Here is a 20,293-nt window from a genome sequence, read left to right as displayed (position 1 = left end):
CACTCACTAGTGAAAATCTCGGCTTGGAAACAGCCGCTTTGCCTGCTCGCGTGGGTGGCGCGCTGTTTTCACGGCTGGCGTGCGTGGCGCGTCATCCGCTTGGGGCTGGGTGATGCCGATGGCCTCATCCATCGGATGACCCAACTCGCCAAGATGATGCGACATGTCTTGCACATCTTGCGCGATCAGATGCACCACGATGCCCTCTCGTTGCAAATGCCCCGTGACCCGCAACAAACGCCCCCCCATGACAGCGCGGCGAAAACGTTCGTACACCTTTGGCCACACCACCACATTTGACACACCTGTTTCATCTTCTAGCGTGAGAAAAATCACCCCAGACGCCGTGCCAGGGCGTTGACGGGTGATCACCAACCCGCAGACATGCGTGCGTTGCAAAGGCGCAGTTGCCAACTCGGCATGCGGCGTGAGCCCGTGCATATTGGGCCTGAGCAATTCCATGGGGTGCGCGCGCAAAGACAATCGCATGGCCACATAATCCTCGACCATTTCTTCGCCCAAATGCATGGCGGGCAAGTCAATTTTGGGCTCGACAATGCCTTCGCCATCCAGCGGATCATTAAACAATGGCAAAGGTTTCGGCGCGCGGATGGCCTTGACCTGCCACAAGGCATTGCGCCGCCCAAGCCCCATATCCGCGTAGGCATCCGCCTCGGCCAACCGTTCAAGCGCGCTTGGGGTTAGGCCCGCGCGCAGCCACAAAGCTTCGGGGTCAGGATAGCCATTGCCCCGCGCTGCCACGATCCATGCGGCGTCCTCTTCACGGAACCCTTTGATCTGGCGAAACCCAAGGCGCAGGGCCAGCGTGCCATCGGCGCGACGTTCCAGTGTGTTGTCCCATGTGCTGTTGTTGACGCAAATCGGGCGCACCTCGATCCCGTGTTCGCGGGCATCGCGCACGATCTGCGCTGGCGCGTAAAACCCCATGGGTTGGGAATTCAGCAACGCACAGGCAAAGGCCGCAGGGTGGTGACATTTCAGCCAAGACGACACATAGGCCAACATGGCAAAGGCCGCCGCATGGCTTTCGGGAAACCCGTATTCACCGAAGCCTTCGATCTGAGAAAAGCAACTTTCCGCGAAAGCCGGCTCATACCCACGCTCTAACATGCCGCCAATGAACTTATCACGCAGCTGGCCAATGGTGCCCATCCGCCGAAACGTCGCCATAGAGCGGCGCAGCTTATCCGCCTCAGATGGCGTGAACCCCGCCGCAACCACAGCGATTTGCATGGCTTGTTCTTGAAACAAAGGCACGCCGAGCGTTTTGCCAAGCACCTCTTCAAGCTCTTTTGACGGGAATGCCACTGGCTCTTTGCCCTGTCTGCGATTGATATAAGGATGCACCATGCCGCCCTGAATGGGACCGGGGCGCACGATGGCGACCTCGATCACCAGATCATAAAATTCCCGTGGCTTCATCCGTGGCAAGAAATTCATCTGCGCGCGGCTTTCCACCTGAAACACCCCCACAGCATCGGCCACACAGAGCATATCAAAGGTCGGTGTGTCTGCTTGGGGCACCGTGGCGATGCTGTAAGTTTGCCCGCCATGCAGCGCGATCAAATCGAAGCTTTTGCGAATACAGGTGAGCATCCCGAGGCTTAGAATATCGACCTTCAGAATGCCCAGCGCATCGATGTCATCCTTGTCCCACTCAATAATCGTGCGATCATCCATGGCGGCGTTTTCAATCGGACACAGCTCGTCCAGTCGCCCTTTGGTAATGATGAACCCACCCACATGCTGGCTGAGATGACGCGGAAACCCGATGATGTCGCCAATCAGCTTGATCGTCTGCGCCAAGCGCGCGTTGCTCAGATCAAGCCCCAATTCTTTGATGCGCTTGGGATCAGCGCCCCCATTCGACTGGCCCCATATTTGCCCCGATAAATTGGCCGTCACATCATGCGACAACCCCATGACTTTGCCCACTTCACGAATGGCCGCTCGCGACCGAAAATGGATCACAGTGGCACAAAGACCCGCACGGTGGCGGCCGTATTTGGCATAGATATGCTGGATCACCTCTTCCCGACGCTCATGTTCGAAATCCACATCAATATCCGGCGGCTCACCACGGTGTTCTGACACGAACCGCTCCACCACCATGGTGATCACCTCGGGGCTGACATCGGTGATCCCCAAAAGATAACATAAGATAGAATTCGCAGCAGAGCCGCGCCCTTGGCATAAAATACCCTGAGACCGCGCGAACTGAACGATGTCATGAACTGTCAGAAAATACGCCGGAAAGTTGAGCTGTTTGACCAAGGCCAGCTCTTTTTGCACCTGCGCAAGCGCACGATCTGGCGCACCATGCGGGTAACGACGCCCAAGCCCCTCCTGCGCCAAACGCGCCAAGCGATCTTGCGGTGGCTCATCCCCTGCGACTTCGTCTGGATACTCATAAGACAACTCAGACAAGCAAAAACTACACTGCGCAGCAATCTCGGTCGTGCGGCGCAACGCGGCGGGGTGACGCGCAAACAACCGCTGCATATCTGCGGCAGGTTTCAAGCGGCGCTCGGCGTTGGGCAAGGCCCGCGTGCCGATCTGATCAATCGTGATGTGGTGCCGCATGCAGGTTAAAACATCTGCCAATTGCCGCCGCGACCCGTGATGCATCAACACATCCCCCACCGCCACCATGGGGGCCGCCGTGCGATGCGCCAACTGGCTGCACGCGGCCAAATAGGCCTGATCGGTGCCATCATAACGCGGGGCGGCGCCAACAAAAACATCACTGGGAAAACAAGTTCTTAGCCGTGCAATATCGGCACGACTGTTGCGCAGCGCCCCTTGCGGCAAAGCGATTAAGCTCATACCGGCGCAGCCATCACAAAGATCCCGCAGATCCAAAAAACACGCCCCTTTCGGGGCACGCCGTTTGCCCAAGGTCAAAAGCCGCGTAAGGCGCGCATAGGCCGCGCGGTCATGCGGCAACGCAATCCAATGCGTGTCACTGTCGCGCAAAATAAGCCGCGCCCCGACGATAAGCTTGGGCAAAAGGGCAGCGTCCCCAAGCTCGCGGCGCAGTTCTTTGAGCGCAGAATAGGCCCGCACCACACCGGCCAAAGAATTGCGGTCCGTGATGGCGATCGCGGACAGGCCCAAGTCTGCCGCGCGGGTGACCAACTCTTCGGGGTGCGAGGCGCCGCGCAGAAAGGTAAAGTTGGATGTGACACACAGTTCGGCATAGCTCATGCGAATTCTCCATGCACAAACCAACCTGGGTTTTGAGGGGTGTAAAACAACCAAAGTCGTCGCCCTTGGCGCGTCTCCACCCGCCAATAATCACGCACCCCAGAGCGCCAATTGTCATCCGAAAACCACCATTCTGGCGCGATCCGTTCCGGTCCTGTGGCCCGTGCGGTTGTCAAAAACATCCGCCGCCAGCGAAACGTTTGTGGCGGGCGGGTGCCTTGCGCGGCAATCGGGTCCGGCCCGAACAGCCGAATGGGGCGCGTGCGCAGATGCACCCATGCCCCACTGGCGCGACTGTGCGCGGCACTGGCTGTCAAAAAACTCCGCTCAGGAATGTGGCTGTCCGCTGGCAAAAATCGCTGCACATTATCCAACCCCACCCGCACACCAATGCGTGTGATCAGATCGTCCAATTTCGTGGCAACCTTGCTGCCAGTATGATCGATCTGCTGGATCTCTAGCGGCTCCACTCGCGTGGCCTGTAATTGAATCTGATCAATACCAAATCCTGGATCAACCGCATCAACGCCGCGCTGAAACAGCGGCAAAATACGTTTCGCATCCCGCAAAGGGGCCGCCAAACGCAATTCAACCTGCTGGCTTTTTTGGTCAACGCGGCGCAGGGTCAGCTGCAAAATACGCGCGCCCATTTCTTGCGTTTTCAAACGCATACAGACCTGCGCCAACAGCCGTTCGGCCGCCGCCATAATGTCATCGCCTGTGCCAATGGGGTCGGGAAAACTCATCTGCGCGGCATAGCGCGGGGCCTCTTGCAGCGGCGAAATTTCTTCGGGGATATCGCCCAAAGCTTGATCCAGACGCATCAGCACATCTTGACCAAAGCGCCGCGCCACACTGGCGCGCGGCAGTGCCATGACATCGCTCACATGCCGCAAACCAACCCGCTGCAACGCGGTGCAGGTTTTCGCCTCAAGGCGCAACGCAGCGACGGGCAAATCGCGCAGCCGTGCACCTGTTTGACCCGCAGAAAAATGCGCAAAAGCCCACGCTGCCCCGCGTGTATCGGCAACTCCAAGACGCGCGCTCAGCCCCGTGCGCGCAAGCCGGTGCCGCATATCACCCAGCATGGCGCTTTCACCGCCAAACAGATGGGCAGAGCCGGCGATGTTCAAAACCAAACCATCATCGCCGTCCAGCCCAACCCAAGGGCAATACCGTTCCGACCACCGCGCAAGACTGTGCAAAAACCTTTGATCAGACCGCACATCGGCAGGACGGCTTTGCAGATCACGGCAAAACGCGCGCGCATCTGAAAAGCCCATTCCGCGATGCAACCCCGCCCGTTCAGCCTGTGCATTCAAACAATAGATGCGCTCTGTATTTGCTTGGTGATGCGTAAGGGCAAAGGGGCCATCAATCGGGCGTGCGCGCAGAACCCGTTCGCTGGGCAACCTCGGAAACCACACTGATACGACGCGTTTGCGCATCCCACTTTACATCCCAAATCTTCAATGTTCCTGATTTGTTCTTAATAATCTCCCAACGCTGTAGAGTCGAGTCCGTCTGCGATGGCGTGGCATCAAACAGCGGGGCGCAATGCCACCGCGTTTGTGCCGCATTGTTCCCCATTCCCTCAGGCAACAGGCACAGCCCCGTGGATTTTCCGGCCTCAGCGGCCAATTGCAAACGCCGCCCCGCCGTGAAGCTCAGCGGCTTTGTCAGCTCCACAATCACCACGCTCACCGCGCCAGAGCGCAAGGCTTCTTCGGTGACAGCCAGCGCATCAGTCTGATCTTTCACCTTTGTAATCAATAGATTTTGCGGATCCATATAGATGCCAAACCCCATTGGATTAATCTGATCCGCCAGCCACGCCTCACAAACCCACAGCACAGCCCCGCCGCGCGCCCCCGCCAAAGCAAAGGCAAAAGAGGTCGCGCTGGGGCCTGTCACCTCATGGGTGCGCCCAACGCGCACAGGAAACTGACTGGTAAAATCTGACTGCATAAATAGAACATAGAGTGAACATTAATTGATTCCCAGCCCAGAATGCCCCCATCTGATCTAGATCAGTTACGTGCGGGGCCAAACCGACTACGACATCAAGAACACGTTCGGGACAACGCTTTGGCGTTCGGACGCCCCACAAGTCGAAAGTACGCAACGCATGCGCCTCACAACCAAAACCAATCTCGCCGCGCGCATCTTGATGTTTTGTGCCGTCCACAAAGACACGACCGTGCGCTCTGCCGATATCGCCAAGGCTTGTAACGCATCGGGCAACCATCTGGCGCAGGTGGTGCATCAACTCCATGCACATGGCTATGTCGCCACCCAACGCGGGCGAACCGGAGGGTTGAAACTTGGGCGACCCGCACGGGATATATCCATCGGGCAATTGTTTCGCCTGTTTGAAAGCCCCACGCCATTTGCGGAATGTTTTGCCGAAACAACGAACACATGCCCCCTGACAGGCAGCTGCCGTTTGCGCGCCCATATCGAACGCGCCTTGGAAGCCTTTTTTCAGGAACTTGATCAGGTCACGCTTGAAGACTTGGTGCAAGACAACTGTGGGCTAGAGGCCATTCTAAGCCTAACCCCACCGCAAATCGCCCGCTGCGCACCGACGCTCAATTAAGCCAAAGATGGACCAATGCGGCCTCAGGCGTCTCACGCCCGCCGTTTTGCACACCGCTTTGCCACAGCAATTGACCCGCAGCATAACTGCCAGGTTCAAGATTACCCACCTCACATTGGCTAACCGCGCGAAGAACAACGCCGTTTTGAACCGCTTCAGACAGCGCCGCGATCACACTGGCGTCAGACATGATCGTGCCCGCACCGAACACGCGCAAAACAGCGCCGTCCAATTCTTTTAACATCGCGGACAGCGCCACCACGGGAAGGTTTGGCGTCACCGTCACAACCGCAAGTTTTTTGTCGGGGAACCGGCGGCGTTTGGGTGCCGCAATAGAATCTTGCGGTGTGGCCCGAAAAGCGTCGAGTTCAAAGCAGTTATGCTTGACCAGCCCATTTGCGGGCAAAATCTTGCCTGCGAAGGACAAAAACACGCCCTCGTCGGCGCACTTGCTCAACGCATCAATCGCGAAATCAAGATTGCCCTCTGCGTCGCCCCCTGCCCCCAAAGGCACCATAGAGCCGCACAATACAACATGCCGCCCGAGACCTTCCAACGCTTGCGAAAGTGCCGCGCCAGTGAAAGACATCGTATCGGTGCCATGAGTCAAAAGCACAGCGCAATTGGGATGCGCATCAATCACGTCCAAGATAGCATTCCAGTGTTGTGGTCCCATGTCGGCACTGTCAATCAATGGCGTAAAAACATGCTGATGCAACTCGATATGCGCAGCCAGTCGCGCCAAAACAGCGGCCTCAACGACACCATCTTGCGGCGTCAAACCATGCGGCCCAGACACCATGCCGATGGTGCCGCCAGTGTGGATCAAAAGAAGTTTCATATCTTGGCACCTTCAGCATTGATCGCGCGTGCAGCCAGCGTTTCAGCCACGCATTCTGTCACGTCTATAAATGTTTTTCCGCGCATAGGCGTGGCAATAAGCGGCAGTTCCGTACAGGCCAGCACAACAATCTCAGACGCCAAACTTTGCACAACAGCCGCCATGCGGGGTGACAAGCTTGGGTCCGATTGCCCCAGTCGTTTCACATCCTCAATAAGCCCGTGCAGCGCATCTGCATCGTCGGGCGTCTCAAACAGCCCCGTGGATCCCATCGCGGCATAGACCGAAAAATCATCCAATGCGGCCACAGGGCCAGCCGCCAACAAACCAACCCGAGAATGTTCGGTTTGTGCAAGCTTTCGTTCCAAAACAGATTGAAACGACAGAAAATCACCTGAATCCGACAGGCGATCCAAAAGCTTTTCTACCCTTGGTGCGAACCAATTCAACGTATTGCAGGCAATTGCAAACACATCCACCTGCGGTGCAATTTGGCGTACAGTCTGCTCCAATGCAGCCCATGTATCGGCTTCGTTCCGCCGCAAATCCATCGACAAGCCAAGCTGAGGTTCTGACACAATCACAACCCGCGGCGCGTCGATATCCCCGCGAAACCCATCCCCAAGCTGTTTCTGAGTTTGCACAACCACCTTGCTCCACAGGTCCATCCCAGCCTCGGGTCCCGAACCTGCAATGATCCCAATGGTAAAGGGCCGATGCGTCATCAATGTCTCCATAATCTGATCATGTGCGCTCAAACATCCATTGACAATTGTGCCAACCCGCGCAAACTGGCGCGAAGTGATGCATTTTTTGCAAGAAAGAGGACCAGTTGTCTGAGATTTCCGAAAACCTTCGCCTGTTGTGCTCGTTCAAGACATCCATCTCGCAAATCGCGCGAGACTTGGATCTCAATCGCAGTCAACTCAACAGGTATATTGCCGGAACTTCCACCCCTCGCACGGGTCTCATGCGCAAAATATGCGATTATTTCGGGGTAGAGCTGCACGAACTCATGCTGCCGCAAGACGACTTTGCCGAATTGATCAAAATCCGCAAGCTCGACACGGACAGCACAGGGCGCTCGTTGCATCAACATATCGACCGCGTCATGGCCAAAAGCGAGGCCCGCATCCAAAATATGAGCGGGTTCTTCTGGGAATACTACGCTTCCATGTCTCAGCCCGGTAAAATCATTCGCAATTTGATCACCTTTGAACAACGCGATCACTACATGTTTTACAAACGTCTTGAACGCATGGGGCCACACGACAAACCTTGTCGGCACCACTTTAAGTACCAAGGGGCAGCCATGATGACGGGGGATCGCGTTTTCATGTTCGACCATGAATATGGCGCCGAAGTTGAGATGACCCAAACCGTTCTTTATCCCGATTACGCCATGCGCTGGACCCGTATTCACGGCATCAAACTTGGTGTTTCAGCCGACAGCGCCCACATGCCTTGCGCGGTGCGCGTGGTCTTTGAGCGCCCGCCCCCCTCTATGCGTGCCTTCACGGCCCTGCGCCAATGTGGGTTGTTCGATTTTGACAGCCCTCACATTCCAGAACATGTGCTTGAAATGATCGATAACGCCGCCAGCGGCCCGCAAGTGTTTGAGGCCTATTCGCGATAACGCGCCCTGTAAATGAGCGCCTAGAGGTCAAAAAACGCGCGATGTCCGATGGCAGAGCGCGCAGCCGTCTTAAACTCAGCCGTCAGTTTCTCGGTTGTTTTGCGTGCAAGCGCGCGTGATTTTGGACTCGCATCAAACAGACGCTTTGCAGGTGCTTGCGGCAGCAATCCCAATCCATCCAAAACCGGCGTATAAAGCTGTTCTTCCACATGGGCGAGCCCACCGGGGAACGGCGTAAAATCAGATCGCAAAACCGGCTGCTTGGACCAGCGCTGCAACCTGTCTTGTGTTTGCGCGGTCAGACCCGTGGCGGTCATGGCGCGCCAAAACTCAGTGTCTTCGCGCCCGCCTGCGTAATGCAGATTGATGAATTGCGCGAAATCATCCACTTGGCGTGCCACGGTGGCATTGTACCCAGCGCGCACCGCAGCCACGTCCCCCGTCAGGACTTTGTCCAACCCAATGCGGCTGATCATCAAGGCCTGCACCAAACTGCCATGAATGGATGTCGCCTCAAGCGGCTCCAAAAAGCTTTGCGCCAAGCCAATCGCGATACAGTTTCCAACCCAAGCTGCATTCAAGCGCCCTGGTGCGATGGACAAAACGCGTCTTACTTCAATGGGTTGCCTCAATGTGGCCTCAACTTCTTGTTGCGCTTGGTCTTCTGAGCAATGCGCATCTGAGAACACATAGCCACAGCCCATACGGTCCTGCACAGGAATGCCCCACATCCACCCTGCCCCAAGCGCCTTGGCTTGCGTGTAAGGCGCGATGTCTTTTTTGGGATCATGATCCAGCCAAAAGGGCATCGCTTTGTTCAGCGGAAGGATATCACCATACGACACCCATCCAGCCTCAAGCTGACCTATGAGAGCACGTCGAAATCCGGTGCAATCGATGACCAAATCGACGGGGATATCGGGCATGTCTTGCATCTGAAGCGATGTGATATCGCCCGTTTGCGCATCGCGCTGAACGCCAGCCACTTCGCCGCGAATGTGATCAATGCCCTGCGCTTTTGACGCCAAATAGCGCCCAAGCCGTGATTGATCAAAATGATAGGCATAATGAAAGGGGCTGACGGCGATCAAATCCCCGTTTTTCTTGCACGCATAGGGCGATTTTCGCCCGCGCATCAGCCATGTGAACAGATGGGTCGCGGCAACATCTTTACCTGCCCCGATGCGGGCCTGATGCAGCCAATTGCTGGGCAAACCATCAGGCACAGGCCCCAAAGCGTTCGGGTCATCAATCGGACCAAAATAGCTGCCGCCATCTTTGCGCCAGCCTTCGTGATGGATGCCAAACTTGAACGTGGCCCCCGTTTCACGCAAGAACTCGGCCTCATCAAAGCCAAGATCAAGCAGCACTTGGCGAAAGATCGAGGTCGACCCTTCGCCAACACCAACTGTGGGAATATTTGGGGATTCAATGACAGACAAACGCGCAGGCACGCCAGATTGCTCTGCGCTTTTTTGCAACACCAAGGCTGTCAGCCACCCTGCCGTTCCACCACCCACAATCGCGATATGTTTTTGCGCCTGCGTTTTGTCTGTTTGTGTCATCAAATCCCCTAAGGCGGCTTACGCGGTCAAGCGTGCCCATTCTGGCAACCAGTCGCCATGCGCGCCACGCAGACGATCAACCAAAGCCCAAATTTGTTCAAGATCCAGCTCGGCACCAGTGTGCGGATCCATCATCGCAGCGTGGTAGATGTTCTCTGCGTTCTCATTGATCAGCGCATCGACTGTCAGGCCTTGCACCGTCACGTTTGATTGCATCACAGCGGCCAATTGTGGCGGCAACATGCCCACGGTTGTCGGCTGAATGCCATTGTGATCCACCAAACATGGCACCTCGACAGCGCATCCTTCGGGAAGGTTGGAAATCAAACCGTGGTTGGCGATGTTGCCGTAGATCACCGATGGCGTGCCGGTCCAGATCGAGTTCACAATCTCGGAGGCATATTCATGGCTTTCCTTGATCTCGATGGTGTCGGTTGTTTTCAAACGCTCACGCTCTTCGTCCCAATTCGCCATCTGTTCGATGCAGCGTTTTGGGTATTCGTCCAGCGGGATTTTGAATTTCTCAATAAGATCGTCACGGCCCTCTTTGATGAACCAAGGTGTGTACTCGGCAAAGTGCTCAGAGCTCTCGGTCACGAAGTAACCAAGGCGTTTCATCATCTCATAGCGGACAATGTTTGGGCAGCGCTCGCTGTGTGGATCGTCGTAGGGGCTTGGTTTTGGGAATGCGCCACTTTCATAACCTTTCAACAAATCAGGGTACAGATCGCGGTAAGATCCGTCTTTCAAACGCTGCTCAAATTTCAACATGAATGCGATGTGGTTGATACCGGCACTTTGGTAGCGAATGTCTGCGACAGGGATGTCCAAGTCATGCGCCAATTCTTTGGCGGTGCCTTGCACAGAGTGACACAAGCCAACCTGTTTGATCGTTGGATATTTACGCGCAATCGCCCATGTGTTGATCGCCATTGGGTTCACGTATTGCATCAACGTCGCGTCAGGGCAGACCTGCAACATGTCTTCACAAACGGACCACAGGTGCGGAACAGTGCGCAAGCCACGCATGATGCCGCCAACGCCAAGCGTGTCGGCGATGGTTTGACGCAAACCGAATTCATTCGGGATGTCGAAATCGGTGATTGTGCACGGATCATAGCCCCCCACTTGGAAAGCTGTGACCACAAAATGCGCGCCATCAAGCGCTTCGCGTTGATTGCTGTGACTGGTGATCTGAGCAGAAACGCCCAAAGTCGACACCATGCGCTTTGCAACGGCTTCGGATTCAGCCAACCGCACAGGGTTGATATCCATCAGTGCGATATGCGCGTTGCCCAAAGCTTCGCGTTGCAAAATATCGCCGACGATATTGCGCATAAAGACAGTAGATCCTGCACCGATAAAGGTGATTTTGGGTGAGTTAGTCATCAGGTTCGTTCCTTGAGAAGTATTCGATTCTATCTATGCCAGCAGGTCGGCTTTGGCGTTTCGGAAACGCCGTTTCCATTCCGGAAAATCACGCAACCACGTTGAAAGCAGCGTCAACAAGCCGGCGTGTGTATGCCGTTTTGGGATCCGTCAGAACTTGTTCGGTTGGGCCCATTTCGACGACCTGTCCGCGCTGCATAACGATCACGTTGTGACACAGCGCACGCACCACCTTCAGGTCGTGACTGATGAACAAATAGCTCAGATCGCGCTTGCGACGCAGCTCGCGCAGCAGGTCAATAATCTGGGCTTGGATCGATAGATCGAGCGCCGATGTCGGCTCGTCGAGCAAGATAAATTCTGGCGACAAGACAATCGCACGTGCAATCGCAAGCCGCTGACGTTGCCCGCCCGAAAACTCATGCGGGAACCGGTCAAGGGCGGAGTGTGGCATGTGCACATCATCCAGCGCCTGACGCACCAACGCGTCCCGTGCCTCTGCAGAACCGCCGATGTTGTTGACGATCAGACCCTCTTCCAAAATCTGCCGGATGATCATGCGCGGATTGAGCGATGAAAACGGGTCTTGGAACACCACTTGCATGCGGGTGCGGTAAGGCTGCATGTCTTTGCGAGACAGTTGGTCGATGCGATTACCTTGGAAAGTAATCTCGCCTTTTTGATAGTTTCCAAGCTTGATCATCGCCATGGCAAGCGTGGTTTTTCCAGATCCACTTTCTCCAACAATTCCAAGAGTTTCCCCCTTGTGGATCGTCGCAGAAATATCGTTAACGGCTTTAAGTTCCGTCAGCTTTGGATTGAAAAAGCCACCTGCTTTCAACATGAAACTGATCGACATATGCGAACCCGACAGAACAGGTTCCGCATTTTCAGGCAAAGGATCAGGGTGCCCTTTGGGTTCTGAATTGATCAGGTGTTTGGTGTAGGGGTGCTGCGGGTTTTCGAACACCTCTTGGGTGTTGCCGCGTTCCACAACTTCACCTTGGCGCATGACCACAACCGTGTCTGACACTTTGGACACCACGGTCAAATCATGGGTGATCAACACCACAGCCATGCCGTGCTTTTTCTGTAGGTCTTTGAGCAAGGACAGGATTTCCGCCTGCACCGTCACGTCCAAAGCCGTTGTCGGTTCATCCGCGATCAACAGATCGGGATTGTTGGCCAAAGCCATCGCGATCATCACACGCTGACGCTGACCGCCGGACATTTCATGCGGGTATTGGCTGAACCGTGTTTCAGGATCGGGCAATTGCACTTCGTCGAGCAACCGCACCACTTCTTTGCGCAGGTCAGCCTTGCTGATCTTGCGGTGCGCCGTGATGATTTCACCGACCTGATCACCGATTTTATACACGGGGTTCAAGCTGGTCAGCGGTTCTTGGAAGATCATCGCAATGCGGCGCCCACGAATGTCTTGCAACTTCAATTCAGGCCACTCGGATAGGTCTTCGCCATCGAACATGATCTTGGTGTCTTCACCCACGATCGCATTCGGGGCCAACATGCCCATGACCGCACGCGCTGTCACGGATTTGCCCGATCCACTTTCGCCAACCACGGCCAGGGTTTCACCCCTGCGCACTTCGTAGCTGACGTTTTTCACCGCATCGACTTGGCCGACAACAGTCCGAAATGAGATTTTTGCGTTCTCAACGCTCAAGAGAGGATCAGTCATTTGCATACGGGTCCATTGCATCGCGCAGGCCATCGCCAAGGGCGTTAAAGGCCAGAACGGAAAGAATAATCATGCCAACAGGCGCAAGAAGCCAAGGCGCGGAAGCAAGCGATTGAAAGTCACGCACAGCGTTCAACATCACGCCCCATGAGACCATGGGTTGCTGAATGCCAACCCCCAAGAAAGACAAGAAGCTTTCAAGCAAGATCACTTCGGGCAACACATAGGTGGCCCAAACGATGATGTGCGACGACATATTCGGAATGATATGACGCCCAATGATACGTCTGTCATTGGCACCAACTGCGACAGCAGCCCGCACAAATTCGACCGAGCGAATGGCGATCACCTTGCCGCGCAACTCGCGCGCCAGATCGGCCCATTTCAGAACGACAACAATAGCAGCGAACATGATAAACGTGAGCATCGGGTCAGCGCGACGCGGCAACACAGCCACCAAAGCCAGATAGAGCGGCAGATCCGGAAAGGATTTCACAAACTCGATCACGCGTTGGATGATCGTATCGGTGCGTCCGCCCATGTAGCCAGAGGTCACACCCACAAAGGTACCGATCACACAGGCAGCGCCCATCACAATCAGCCCCATCAAAAGCGTAATACGGCTACCGTAAAGCATGCGGCTAAACACGTCGCGCCCAAGGCCATCTGTGCCCAGAAAGTGCACCGGTGCGCCATCAACACCGCCAAAAAGATGTGTTGAAAACGTCATGCCCAGAAACTTGTAGTCTTCTCCTTGGACAAACAGCCCAAGATCAACACGTTGCTCATGCGACGGTTTAAACGTGATCTCATACGTGACAGGGTTCATTTCCTCGGCAAAGCCCAAGACGAACGGGCGCGTCAGCCCACCGTCTTCAGAAATAAAGCGCACCAATTGTGGCGGCGTGTAGATTGCCGTGCGGTCTTTGGTGGCGGGTGTGTAAGGCGCCAAGAACGGCGCAAACATCGCGGTAAAGACGATCACACAACAAATGATCATCCCGATCATCCCTGTCCGATTGCCTTGAAAGCGCTTGCGTACCAATTGCCAGTAAGACAGTGACGGTCCTGAGGCGACTTCTGAGTTCATGTTGAAATCAGGAGCATCTGGCGTTTGATCTATCATTTGATCTGTCATTGGTCTGCTCCTTAAACCGTAGCTTTGCGGACGCGTGGGTCCAGCAGGGCCAGCGCGATGTCAGCAAGCAGGTTGCCCACCACCATCAAGACAGCCACCAGCAAGAAAATCGCGGCAACAACGTACATATCGCGTTCACCAACGGCGTTGATAATCAGCGGTCCAAGGGTGGGAATACCCAACACGATCGCGATCTCAAGCTCGCCTTTGATCATGTAGTCAAAGCGCGCGCCCATGTTCATGATCACGGGGTGCAACGCATTCGGCACAGCGTGTTTGTACAAAACCTTGCGACGCGACAGGCCTTTGGCACGGGCAGTTTCGATGTACTGCGCGTTCATCACGTCCAACAAGTTGCCGCGCATCATGCGGGTTGTGTAGGCTTGGCCAGCCCAGATCGAAATCACCAGAATGGGCCAAACGTGCAAGAACAGATCCCAAAGCTTGGCGAATGACATGCCCTCTTGAACTTGGAATTCAGGCGAATACAGCGATCCGAGGTAGGGTGAGTGCCACACGAAGGCGAGGAAATACAAAAGGATAAGCGCAACAACAAATTTCGGGATCACGATGCCGATGAATGCGACGAATGTCGCCAGCTTGTCGCCCCATTTGTACTGATTGGTGGCGGCGTAAATGCCGAGCAAAACACCCAAAGCTTGGCCGACAACCAGCGTCACCAATGCGATACCGATAGAGCGCCAGAGCCGCAGACCGATGACGTCGGCCACAGGGCGAGATTGCGAAAAGGACTGGCCGAAATCGCCACTCAGAACGATGTTTTTGATCCAGATCCAGTATTGTTGGTACAAAGGTTGATCGAGGCCAAGCTGCGCGCGCAATTCAATGGCTCGCGGCATGAGGCTTTCACGTGTTTGGCCCGTTTGCGCCATCGTGATGCCAAGCCAGCGGTCGACATAGTCACCCGGAACAGCGTTGATTATGAGAAACGTAGCGATGGAGATCCCGATCAAGAGCGGGATCGTCACAACGATACGCCGTAGAATGAAGAGTAGAAATCCCATTCGATCCACCTTTGGTTTTGGTGTGAATTTTGAAAAAGCGGCGCGGTGGCAGCAAGCCCACCGCGCCGCTTACCATCAACCTAGTATTCGGCGACAGTTCCTGGGAGGATTTCGCCAACCTGAAGGCTAGCTGGTGTCCACAGGCGCTCACGCATAACGCTGTCTTCTGCCCATTCGTACATGAACACAGGCGTGCCTGGGTGTGCGTTGCGAACGCGTTTATTGACCAAGAGAGCCGCTGGAACCTGAACCGTACCGATGTAGTACACGTTTTCGGTCATCAGCTTTTGCATGTCTTTGGCCAATTGCGCGCGCTCTGCGGCATCATTGCTTGCATTGAACGCGTTAAACGCTGTTTCAAGCTCCGCTTCAAAGTCCAGACGATCGCCGCCTTTGTTGAAGTTCGGGCAGTTGGTGCCAGCTGGGAAGCTCTCACAAGTTTCACGTGTTGGCAAAATCACAGGCAAACGCGAGAGCATCGCTGTGTAAGTGCCGCCAGTGCGGTTTGTGTCGAGCGTTGTGCCATCAGAAGACCGTGCCTGCAGGCGAATGCCCACTTCTTCGAGCTGTGATGCCACGGCTTCTAGCTGTTTGGAGTCCGCATTGCGCTCAGCTTCGACAAGCACATCGATGATGATGTTGTCGCCACCGTTTGGCAGGTTGCGAATGCCGTCACCGTCTGAGTCTGCAAGGCCAAGACCGTCAAGCAGGGTTGCTGCTTTGGATTGGTCGTAGGCTTGGAACACAGATGAGTCCGCATCGTAGTAAGGTGAGCCTGTCGCGAAACCAGCCACGTAGGGGTAAGCAAACGGACCACGAGCTACGGATTGACCAATCGCGTTACGATCCAGCGCGTGAGACAAAGCCACACGGAAGTCTTTTTCACGGAACACGCCGCGCAGTGCTTTCTCGTAATCATCAGGTGCAGAGGCCACATCGAAGTTGAGCATCAAGCGCCAAGACAAAACACGTGGACCAAAGTTGGCCACAACGGGGCTGTCTGCATCTTGGGATTGTTTCAAGGCTTCAACGAAGTTGCCTGGATCTTCCATGTTGGAAAAGTCACCCGTGCCAGCCACAGCTTGTGCAGTCCGGTCGCCCCAAGTGGAGAGTTTGAAGTGCATTTCGTTGTAGTAAGGCAGCTGTTGGCCGCTTTCGTCCACTTTGAAGTAGTACGGGTTGCGACGCATGATCACCAACTCGTCTGGGCGGTGCACTGTTGGCACCCAAGCGCCCAAAACAACCGCAGGCGTCACGTCATTTGGCATGGAGCCTGTGTAGCTCTCATATGTCGCGTCTGAATTGTAAGACGGGTGGTTGGATTTCAAAATGTGGCTCGGACCAGGGCACCCTTGGATGTAGGCGAGGCCTTCGAGAACGTTCTCGGACTGTGGCGATGCAAAGGTGAATTTGAACGTGTAGTCGTCAATCACTTCCATCGTTGTGCCAGCGCCACCGAATGAATCAGCCGGCATACGTGAGGCAACGCTTTCGTTTTGAACGTTGTCTTCCCACCAGAAGCGCACATCTTCGACGTCAAACGCATCGCCGTCAGACCATTTTACGCCTTCCATAAGGTGCATGGTGACTTCGGTGCGATCTGCATTCCATTCCCATGACTGCGCGAGGTTCGGCAGTGGGCCTGTTTGCTCTTCGGCTTTCACCTGCCAGCGTGGACCTTGGCGCACGAGACATTCTTGCATCGCCATGTTGATGCCGCCCCAGCCTTGGTGCTGACCCGCCATCCAGTTCCAACCCTCAGGGCGGCCACCGATCACGTGACGGAACACACCGCCGTATTCGCCAATGCCATCGGACATCGCGCCTGTTTTCATGACGATTGGCTCAGATGGCAAACGATCTGCCACAGCTGGCAATTTGCCGGCCGCAACGAACTCAGTCAAAAACGGTGCCTCAGAATAGCTATCAAGTGCGGCGTAATCGAAAATGTCGGCCTTGCCGATCAATTCATACTCCAAACCAGATAGGCTTTTTTCCGGCGGCATCATCTCCGCAAAAGCAGGTGCGACGATGGCTGACAGCAATGCTGTCGCGCCCATCAAACCGCAGGTGCTTGTGAGTTTCTTATACATATTGTCTCCTCCCATTGACACAATGATATGTCCAACCATTCAATCGAACGGGGTATTTTCTGTCTTCCGAAATTGAGGATAAGGCTTCCGGAAAATCACTCAACCCTTGCCTTGTAGCAATGAATCTCCCTAGTGTTGTCTTGAAGATCCGCAGCTAACCTTGGATCAACAGACGCGAAAGTTATTGAAATGAATGATGAAAATCATGGCAGCATGTTGGTGGACGTTGTTTCCTATGGCGAAAACGTCTTTCTGGAACATCATCAGCCCGAAGGGTCAAGCGACCCGTATCACACGCATCCCTCCATCGAGATAAACTATCTGCGCGAATGTGATATGACCTATTCCTTCTCTGGCGTAGAAATCACCATTCCGCGTGACCGCTTGTGTGTGTTTTGGGCCGCCTACCCGCACCGTCCTGTGTCGGTGACAGGCAAGGGCACGATCACCAACGCCTATGTGTCGTTGAAACAGTTTCTGGACTGGCCTCTGTCTGCCAAGCTTGTGGATCAAATTTTATCGGGTGCTTTGATTTGCGCCAAAACGGAAAAGAACTACGACCTGTCGTTGATGACACGTTGGGCTCGCGAAGTGGGCGAAATGGATGCCGCGTGGCAGCGCCTTCATCGCCAAGAAATTCACGCGCGTTTAGCGCGGCTGGATTTGGAGGGCTGGGATATAATCGCCAGCCCGCGCAACGCCACGCGCCACGCGCGGATTGGCGGCAATGCGGTGACCCATTTTGATAAGATGTTGCGTTTTATTGCGCACAACGCCTTTGATCCAATCTCGGTGCAAGACGTCGCAGATTCTGCAGGCATTTCGCGCAACTACGCGATCGAGTTGTTCCGTAAGATGCTCGGGGTAACTGTGAAAGCCTATATTATCGACCTGCGAATTCACCATGCCAAAATGATGCTGGCGGACACCAACGAGAAAATTCTGTCTGTCGCTTTTGATTGTGGATTTGCCTCGCTGTCGTCCTTTTACGAGGCCTTCAGCAAATCAACAGGCATCACCCCTGCAGCGTTTCGCGAACAGCACGATTAGCGTTTTGCGCGCGCACCAAGGCAAGAAAATGGCGCAGCCTGAACAAACAGGCTGCGCCACTCCAGGAGGTTTAAGAAACGCTTAAACTGTGCCGCCCAAAGACCCTTCGAGAGCTGCAAGTTCTTGACCACCGGCCATCATGTCTTGCAACGCTTCTGGTGTCACTTCGCCAGCCATCGCTGTGCCGTAGGTTTTACCACGGTTCAGAACGGTGAAGCGATCGCCCACAGCCAAAGCGTGGCGGACGTTGTGCGTGATGAAGACAACAGAGATGCCTTGCTTACGTACGCGGTCAATCGTGGCCAAAACGTTGGCTGTTTGACGCACACCCAAAGCAGATGTTGGTTCGTCCAAGATCAGGACTTTCGCCCCAAAGTGCACAGCGCGTGTGATCGCAACAGTCTGACGTTCACCGCCGGACAAAGTGCCCACAGCTTGGTCAGGACCACGCAAGTTGATGCCCATTTTCTTCATTTCAGTCATGGTCACTTCGTTGGCGTATTCATGATCGAAGAAAGGCAGACCCGCGATTTTCTTGATCGGCTCGTTGCCCATAAAGAAGTTGCGGCTCACAGACATCAGTGGGATCATCGCAAGGTCTTGATACACAGTCGCAATACCAGCGGCGATACTGTCGCGCGGATCATCAAAGTGCATCGGTTGACCTTCGAATGTGATGTCGCCTTTGGTCGGCTTGTGCACGCCTGCCATCGTTTTAATAAACGTGGACTTGCCCGCACCGTTGTCGCCCAAAAGACAGTGACATTCACCTGGAAAGAAATCGACAGTCACACCAGCCAGCGCAATCACTGAGCCAAAGTGCTTTTCGATATTGCTCATACGGATGATAGGTTCCATTAGCGTTCTCCCGTGATCATACGACGAATGTACGTGTTCAGGATAACAGCCAAGAGCAAGATAACCCCAAGGAACACGCGGAATAGTGAGCTTTCAACACCCGCGAAGAACAGGCCTTGTTGCACCACACCAAAGATCAAAGCACCAAGTGCCGCACCGATGACTGAACCATATCCGCCTGTCAAAAGAGCACCACCGATAACAACTGCGATGATCGCTTCGAATTCTTTCAAGATACCGCGGTCAGCACCCGCTGAGCCAAATTCCATCACCTGACAGACAGCAAACACTGTCGCACAGAAGGCTGTGAAAACGAACATTGAGATTTTCACACGCTCAACAGGAACCCCTGCATAACGTGCCGCTTGTGCGTCGCCGCCTGCTGCGAAAATCCAGTTGCCGAAACGTGTGCGTGTCAAAACGATATGCGCCACGATCACCAAGGCAAGCGCCCAAACGATCAGCATCGGAATGCCGTCAACCACAGGCTGACCAGCACGGTTCCCGCGTGAGAAGGTTGAAATAAGTCCAGCATCGCCAAGCCATGTAAAGATAGGGCCGCCAATTTTGGCACCGAACAAAGACGCCAACCAGTCGCCTTCCGCTGCTTCGCGGATGCCACCGATGATGGTCTTACTTTCGATGGTTTGTGGAATAAAGATTGTGAAACCACGCAAGATGAACAAAGTCGCAAGCGTCACGATAAAGCTCGGCAGTCCGGTGCGCACAACGATGTACCCGTTGAGAGCGCCAAAGGCCAAACAGATCGCAAACGTGACAATAATCGCAAGCCACATCGGCCATCCAAGCACGACCCCGAAGATTGCGATCATCATGCCAGCAAAGCCGATCATTGAACCCACGGAGAGATCAAACTCACCCGCGATCATCAACAAACACGCGCCGACTGCAATAATCATGAATTGCGCCGAAACAGTGGACCAGTTCAAAACACCTTGCGCGTTGAACATGCCGCTGTCGAAAGCAAACAAAAGAAAGAATGTGAAAACAGCAATTGTCCCAACAATGCCGCCCAGCTCTGGACGTATCATAGCTGCCCGTAACTTGGACATTTCCTTGATACGTTCGTCGTTATTGGTCGCGTCTGACATCGCGCCCCCTCCAAAATTTAGTTACAAAAAGGGCGAGGAATTCGTGCACTCCTCGCCCAA

Annotated in this window: 16 protein-coding genes; 3 read left to right on the top strand and 13 right to left on the bottom strand. The window is 54.8% G+C overall.

The genetic code is table 11. The annotated features are described in order from the left end of the window. Window positions 1-6 precede the first annotated feature (6 nt). The 3 genes from ABF287_RS05870 to ABF287_RS05860 are packed head-to-tail and all read right to left on the bottom strand — an operon-like array spanning window position 7 to window position 5,196. Window positions 7-3,228: an error-prone DNA polymerase gene (locus tag ABF287_RS05870; RefSeq protein ID WP_347184082.1), complete on the bottom strand. Its 3,222-nt coding sequence runs from the start codon at window positions 3,226-3,228 to the stop codon at window positions 7-9. Then, the gene (locus ABF287_RS05865) at window positions 3,225-4,676 is read right to left on the bottom strand and encodes a DNA polymerase Y family protein (protein ID WP_347184081.1); all 1,452 of its coding nucleotides are present in this window, start codon (window positions 4,674-4,676) and stop codon (window positions 3,225-3,227) included. The genes ABF287_RS05870 and ABF287_RS05865 overlap by 4 nt, the downstream gene beginning before the upstream one ends. Beyond that, window positions 4,603-5,196 (bottom strand): hypothetical protein, encoded by a 594-nt coding sequence (locus ABF287_RS05860; protein WP_347184080.1) that lies wholly within the window; start codon window positions 5,194-5,196, stop codon window positions 4,603-4,605. The genes ABF287_RS05865 and ABF287_RS05860 overlap by 74 nt, the downstream gene beginning before the upstream one ends. A gap of 160 nt (window positions 5,197-5,356) precedes the next feature. Here ABF287_RS05860 and ABF287_RS05855 point away from each other — a divergent pair, with 160 nt between their 5' ends. Next, window positions 5,357-5,827 carry an Rrf2 family transcriptional regulator gene (locus ABF287_RS05855; protein WP_347184119.1) on the top strand — a complete coding sequence of 157 codons (471 nt, stop codon included), beginning with the start codon at window positions 5,357-5,359 and terminating at the stop codon, window positions 5,825-5,827. Here ABF287_RS05855 and ABF287_RS05850 read toward each other — a convergent pair. Beyond that, the gene (locus ABF287_RS05850; protein ID WP_347184079.1) at window positions 5,820-6,668 is read right to left on the bottom strand and encodes an asparaginase domain-containing protein; all 849 of its coding nucleotides are present in this window, start codon (window positions 6,666-6,668) and stop codon (window positions 5,820-5,822) included. The genes ABF287_RS05855 and ABF287_RS05850 overlap by 8 nt on opposite strands. Next, a complete protein-coding gene (locus tag ABF287_RS05845; protein WP_347184078.1) occupies window positions 6,665-7,393 on the bottom strand; it encodes an aspartate/glutamate racemase family protein in 729 nt (242 codons plus the stop codon). The genes ABF287_RS05850 and ABF287_RS05845 overlap by 4 nt, the downstream gene beginning before the upstream one ends. A gap of 107 nt (window positions 7,394-7,500) precedes the next feature. Here ABF287_RS05845 and ABF287_RS05840 point away from each other — a divergent pair, with 107 nt between their 5' ends. Continuing rightward, on the top strand, window positions 7,501-8,304 hold the full coding sequence (locus tag ABF287_RS05840) for a helix-turn-helix transcriptional regulator (protein ID WP_347184077.1): 804 nt from the start codon (window positions 7,501-7,503) through the stop codon (window positions 8,302-8,304). A 20-nt stretch (window positions 8,305-8,324) separates the two neighbouring features. Here the strand turns inward: ABF287_RS05840 and ABF287_RS05835 are convergent, their stop codons facing one another. From ABF287_RS05835 to ABF287_RS05810, 6 genes are all read right to left on the bottom strand, one after another. Then, complete coding sequence (locus ABF287_RS05835) at window positions 8,325-9,869, bottom strand: tryptophan halogenase family protein (RefSeq protein WP_347184076.1); 1,545 nt, start codon at window positions 9,867-9,869, stop codon at window positions 8,325-8,327. An 18-nt stretch (window positions 9,870-9,887) separates the two neighbouring features. Next, complete coding sequence (locus tag ABF287_RS05830) at window positions 9,888-11,258, bottom strand: alpha-glucosidase/alpha-galactosidase (protein ID WP_347184075.1); 1,371 nt, start codon at window positions 11,256-11,258, stop codon at window positions 9,888-9,890. An 88-nt stretch (window positions 11,259-11,346) separates the two neighbouring features. Then, window positions 11,347-12,957 carry an ABC transporter ATP-binding protein gene (locus tag ABF287_RS05825; RefSeq protein ID WP_347184074.1) on the bottom strand — a complete coding sequence of 537 codons (1,611 nt, stop codon included), beginning with the start codon at window positions 12,955-12,957 and terminating at the stop codon, window positions 11,347-11,349. Beyond that, window positions 12,950-14,095 carry an ABC transporter permease gene (locus ABF287_RS05820; RefSeq protein WP_347184073.1) on the bottom strand — a complete coding sequence of 382 codons (1,146 nt, stop codon included), beginning with the start codon at window positions 14,093-14,095 and terminating at the stop codon, window positions 12,950-12,952. The genes ABF287_RS05825 and ABF287_RS05820 overlap by 8 nt, the downstream gene beginning before the upstream one ends. An 11-nt stretch (window positions 14,096-14,106) precedes the next feature. After that, window positions 14,107-15,120: an ABC transporter permease gene (locus tag ABF287_RS05815; protein ID WP_347184072.1), complete on the bottom strand. Its 1,014-nt coding sequence runs from the start codon at window positions 15,118-15,120 to the stop codon at window positions 14,107-14,109. Window positions 15,121-15,200: 80 nt separating this feature from the next. Beyond that, window positions 15,201-17,213, bottom strand: a complete 2,013-nt coding sequence (locus ABF287_RS05810; RefSeq protein WP_347184071.1) for an ABC transporter substrate-binding protein — start codon at window positions 17,211-17,213, stop codon at window positions 15,201-15,203. A gap of 189 nt (window positions 17,214-17,402) precedes the next feature. Here ABF287_RS05810 and ABF287_RS05805 point away from each other — a divergent pair, with 189 nt between their 5' ends. Then, window positions 17,403-18,263, top strand: coding sequence for a helix-turn-helix domain-containing protein (locus ABF287_RS05805; RefSeq protein ID WP_347184070.1), 861 nt, complete (start codon window positions 17,403-17,405; stop codon window positions 18,261-18,263). Window positions 18,264-18,344: 81 nt separating this feature from the next. Here the strand turns inward: ABF287_RS05805 and ABF287_RS05800 are convergent, their stop codons facing one another. Both ABF287_RS05800 and ABF287_RS05795 read right to left on the bottom strand, forming a co-directional pair. Continuing rightward, window positions 18,345-19,121, bottom strand: a complete 777-nt coding sequence (locus ABF287_RS05800; RefSeq protein WP_347184069.1) for an ATP-binding cassette domain-containing protein — start codon at window positions 19,119-19,121, stop codon at window positions 18,345-18,347. Then, window positions 19,121-20,233, bottom strand: a complete 1,113-nt coding sequence (locus ABF287_RS05795) for an ABC transporter permease (protein WP_347184068.1) — start codon at window positions 20,231-20,233, stop codon at window positions 19,121-19,123. The genes ABF287_RS05800 and ABF287_RS05795 overlap by 1 nt, the downstream gene beginning before the upstream one ends. Between the last annotated feature and the right edge of the window lie 60 nt (window positions 20,234-20,293).

The organism is Pacificibacter sp. (assembly GCF_039769035.1).
Lineage (GTDB): Bacteria > Pseudomonadota > Alphaproteobacteria > Rhodobacterales > Rhodobacteraceae > Celeribacter.
This window is presented reverse-complemented; position numbering and strand designations above follow the sequence as displayed.

Excerpts from the sequence above, each read along its gene's own strand:
- ABF287_RS05850 (WP_347184079.1), bottom strand. The coding sequence starts at position 6,668 with ATGAAACTTCTTTTGATCCACACTGGCGGCACCATCGGCATGGTGTCT.
- ABF287_RS05870 (WP_347184082.1), bottom strand. The coding sequence starts at position 3,228 with ATGAGCTATGCCGAACTGTGTGTCACATCCAACTTTACCTTTCTGCGC.
- ABF287_RS05825 (WP_347184074.1), bottom strand. The coding sequence starts at position 12,957 with ATGACTGATCCTCTCTTGAGCGTTGAGAACGCAAAAATCTCATTTCGG.
- ABF287_RS05800 (WP_347184069.1), bottom strand. The coding sequence starts at position 19,121 with ATGGAACCTATCATCCGTATGAGCAATATCGAAAAGCACTTTGGCTCA.
- ABF287_RS05830 (WP_347184075.1), bottom strand. The coding sequence starts at position 11,258 with ATGACTAACTCACCCAAAATCACCTTTATCGGTGCAGGATCTACTGTC.
- ABF287_RS05795 (WP_347184068.1), bottom strand. The coding sequence starts at position 20,233 with ATGTCAGACGCGACCAATAACGACGAACGTATCAAGGAAATGTCCAAG.
- ABF287_RS05810 (WP_347184071.1), bottom strand. The coding sequence starts at position 17,213 with ATGTATAAGAAACTCACAAGCACCTGCGGTTTGATGGGCGCGACAGCA.
- ABF287_RS05820 (WP_347184073.1), bottom strand. The coding sequence starts at position 14,095 with ATGACAGATCAAATGATAGATCAAACGCCAGATGCTCCTGATTTCAAC.
- ABF287_RS05815 (WP_347184072.1), bottom strand. The coding sequence starts at position 15,120 with ATGGGATTTCTACTCTTCATTCTACGGCGTATCGTTGTGACGATCCCG.
- ABF287_RS05845 (WP_347184078.1), bottom strand. The coding sequence starts at position 7,393 with ATGACGCATCGGCCCTTTACCATTGGGATCATTGCAGGTTCGGGACCC.
- ABF287_RS05865 (WP_347184081.1), bottom strand. The coding sequence starts at position 4,676 with ATGCGCAAACGCGTCGTATCAGTGTGGTTTCCGAGGTTGCCCAGCGAA.
- ABF287_RS05835 (WP_347184076.1), bottom strand. The coding sequence starts at position 9,869 with ATGACACAAACAGACAAAACGCAGGCGCAAAAACATATCGCGATTGTG.
- ABF287_RS05805 (WP_347184070.1), top strand. The coding sequence starts at position 17,403 with ATGAATGATGAAAATCATGGCAGCATGTTGGTGGACGTTGTTTCCTAT.
- ABF287_RS05860 (WP_347184080.1), bottom strand. The coding sequence starts at position 5,196 with ATGCAGTCAGATTTTACCAGTCAGTTTCCTGTGCGCGTTGGGCGCACC.
- ABF287_RS05855 (WP_347184119.1), top strand. The coding sequence starts at position 5,357 with ATGCGCCTCACAACCAAAACCAATCTCGCCGCGCGCATCTTGATGTTT.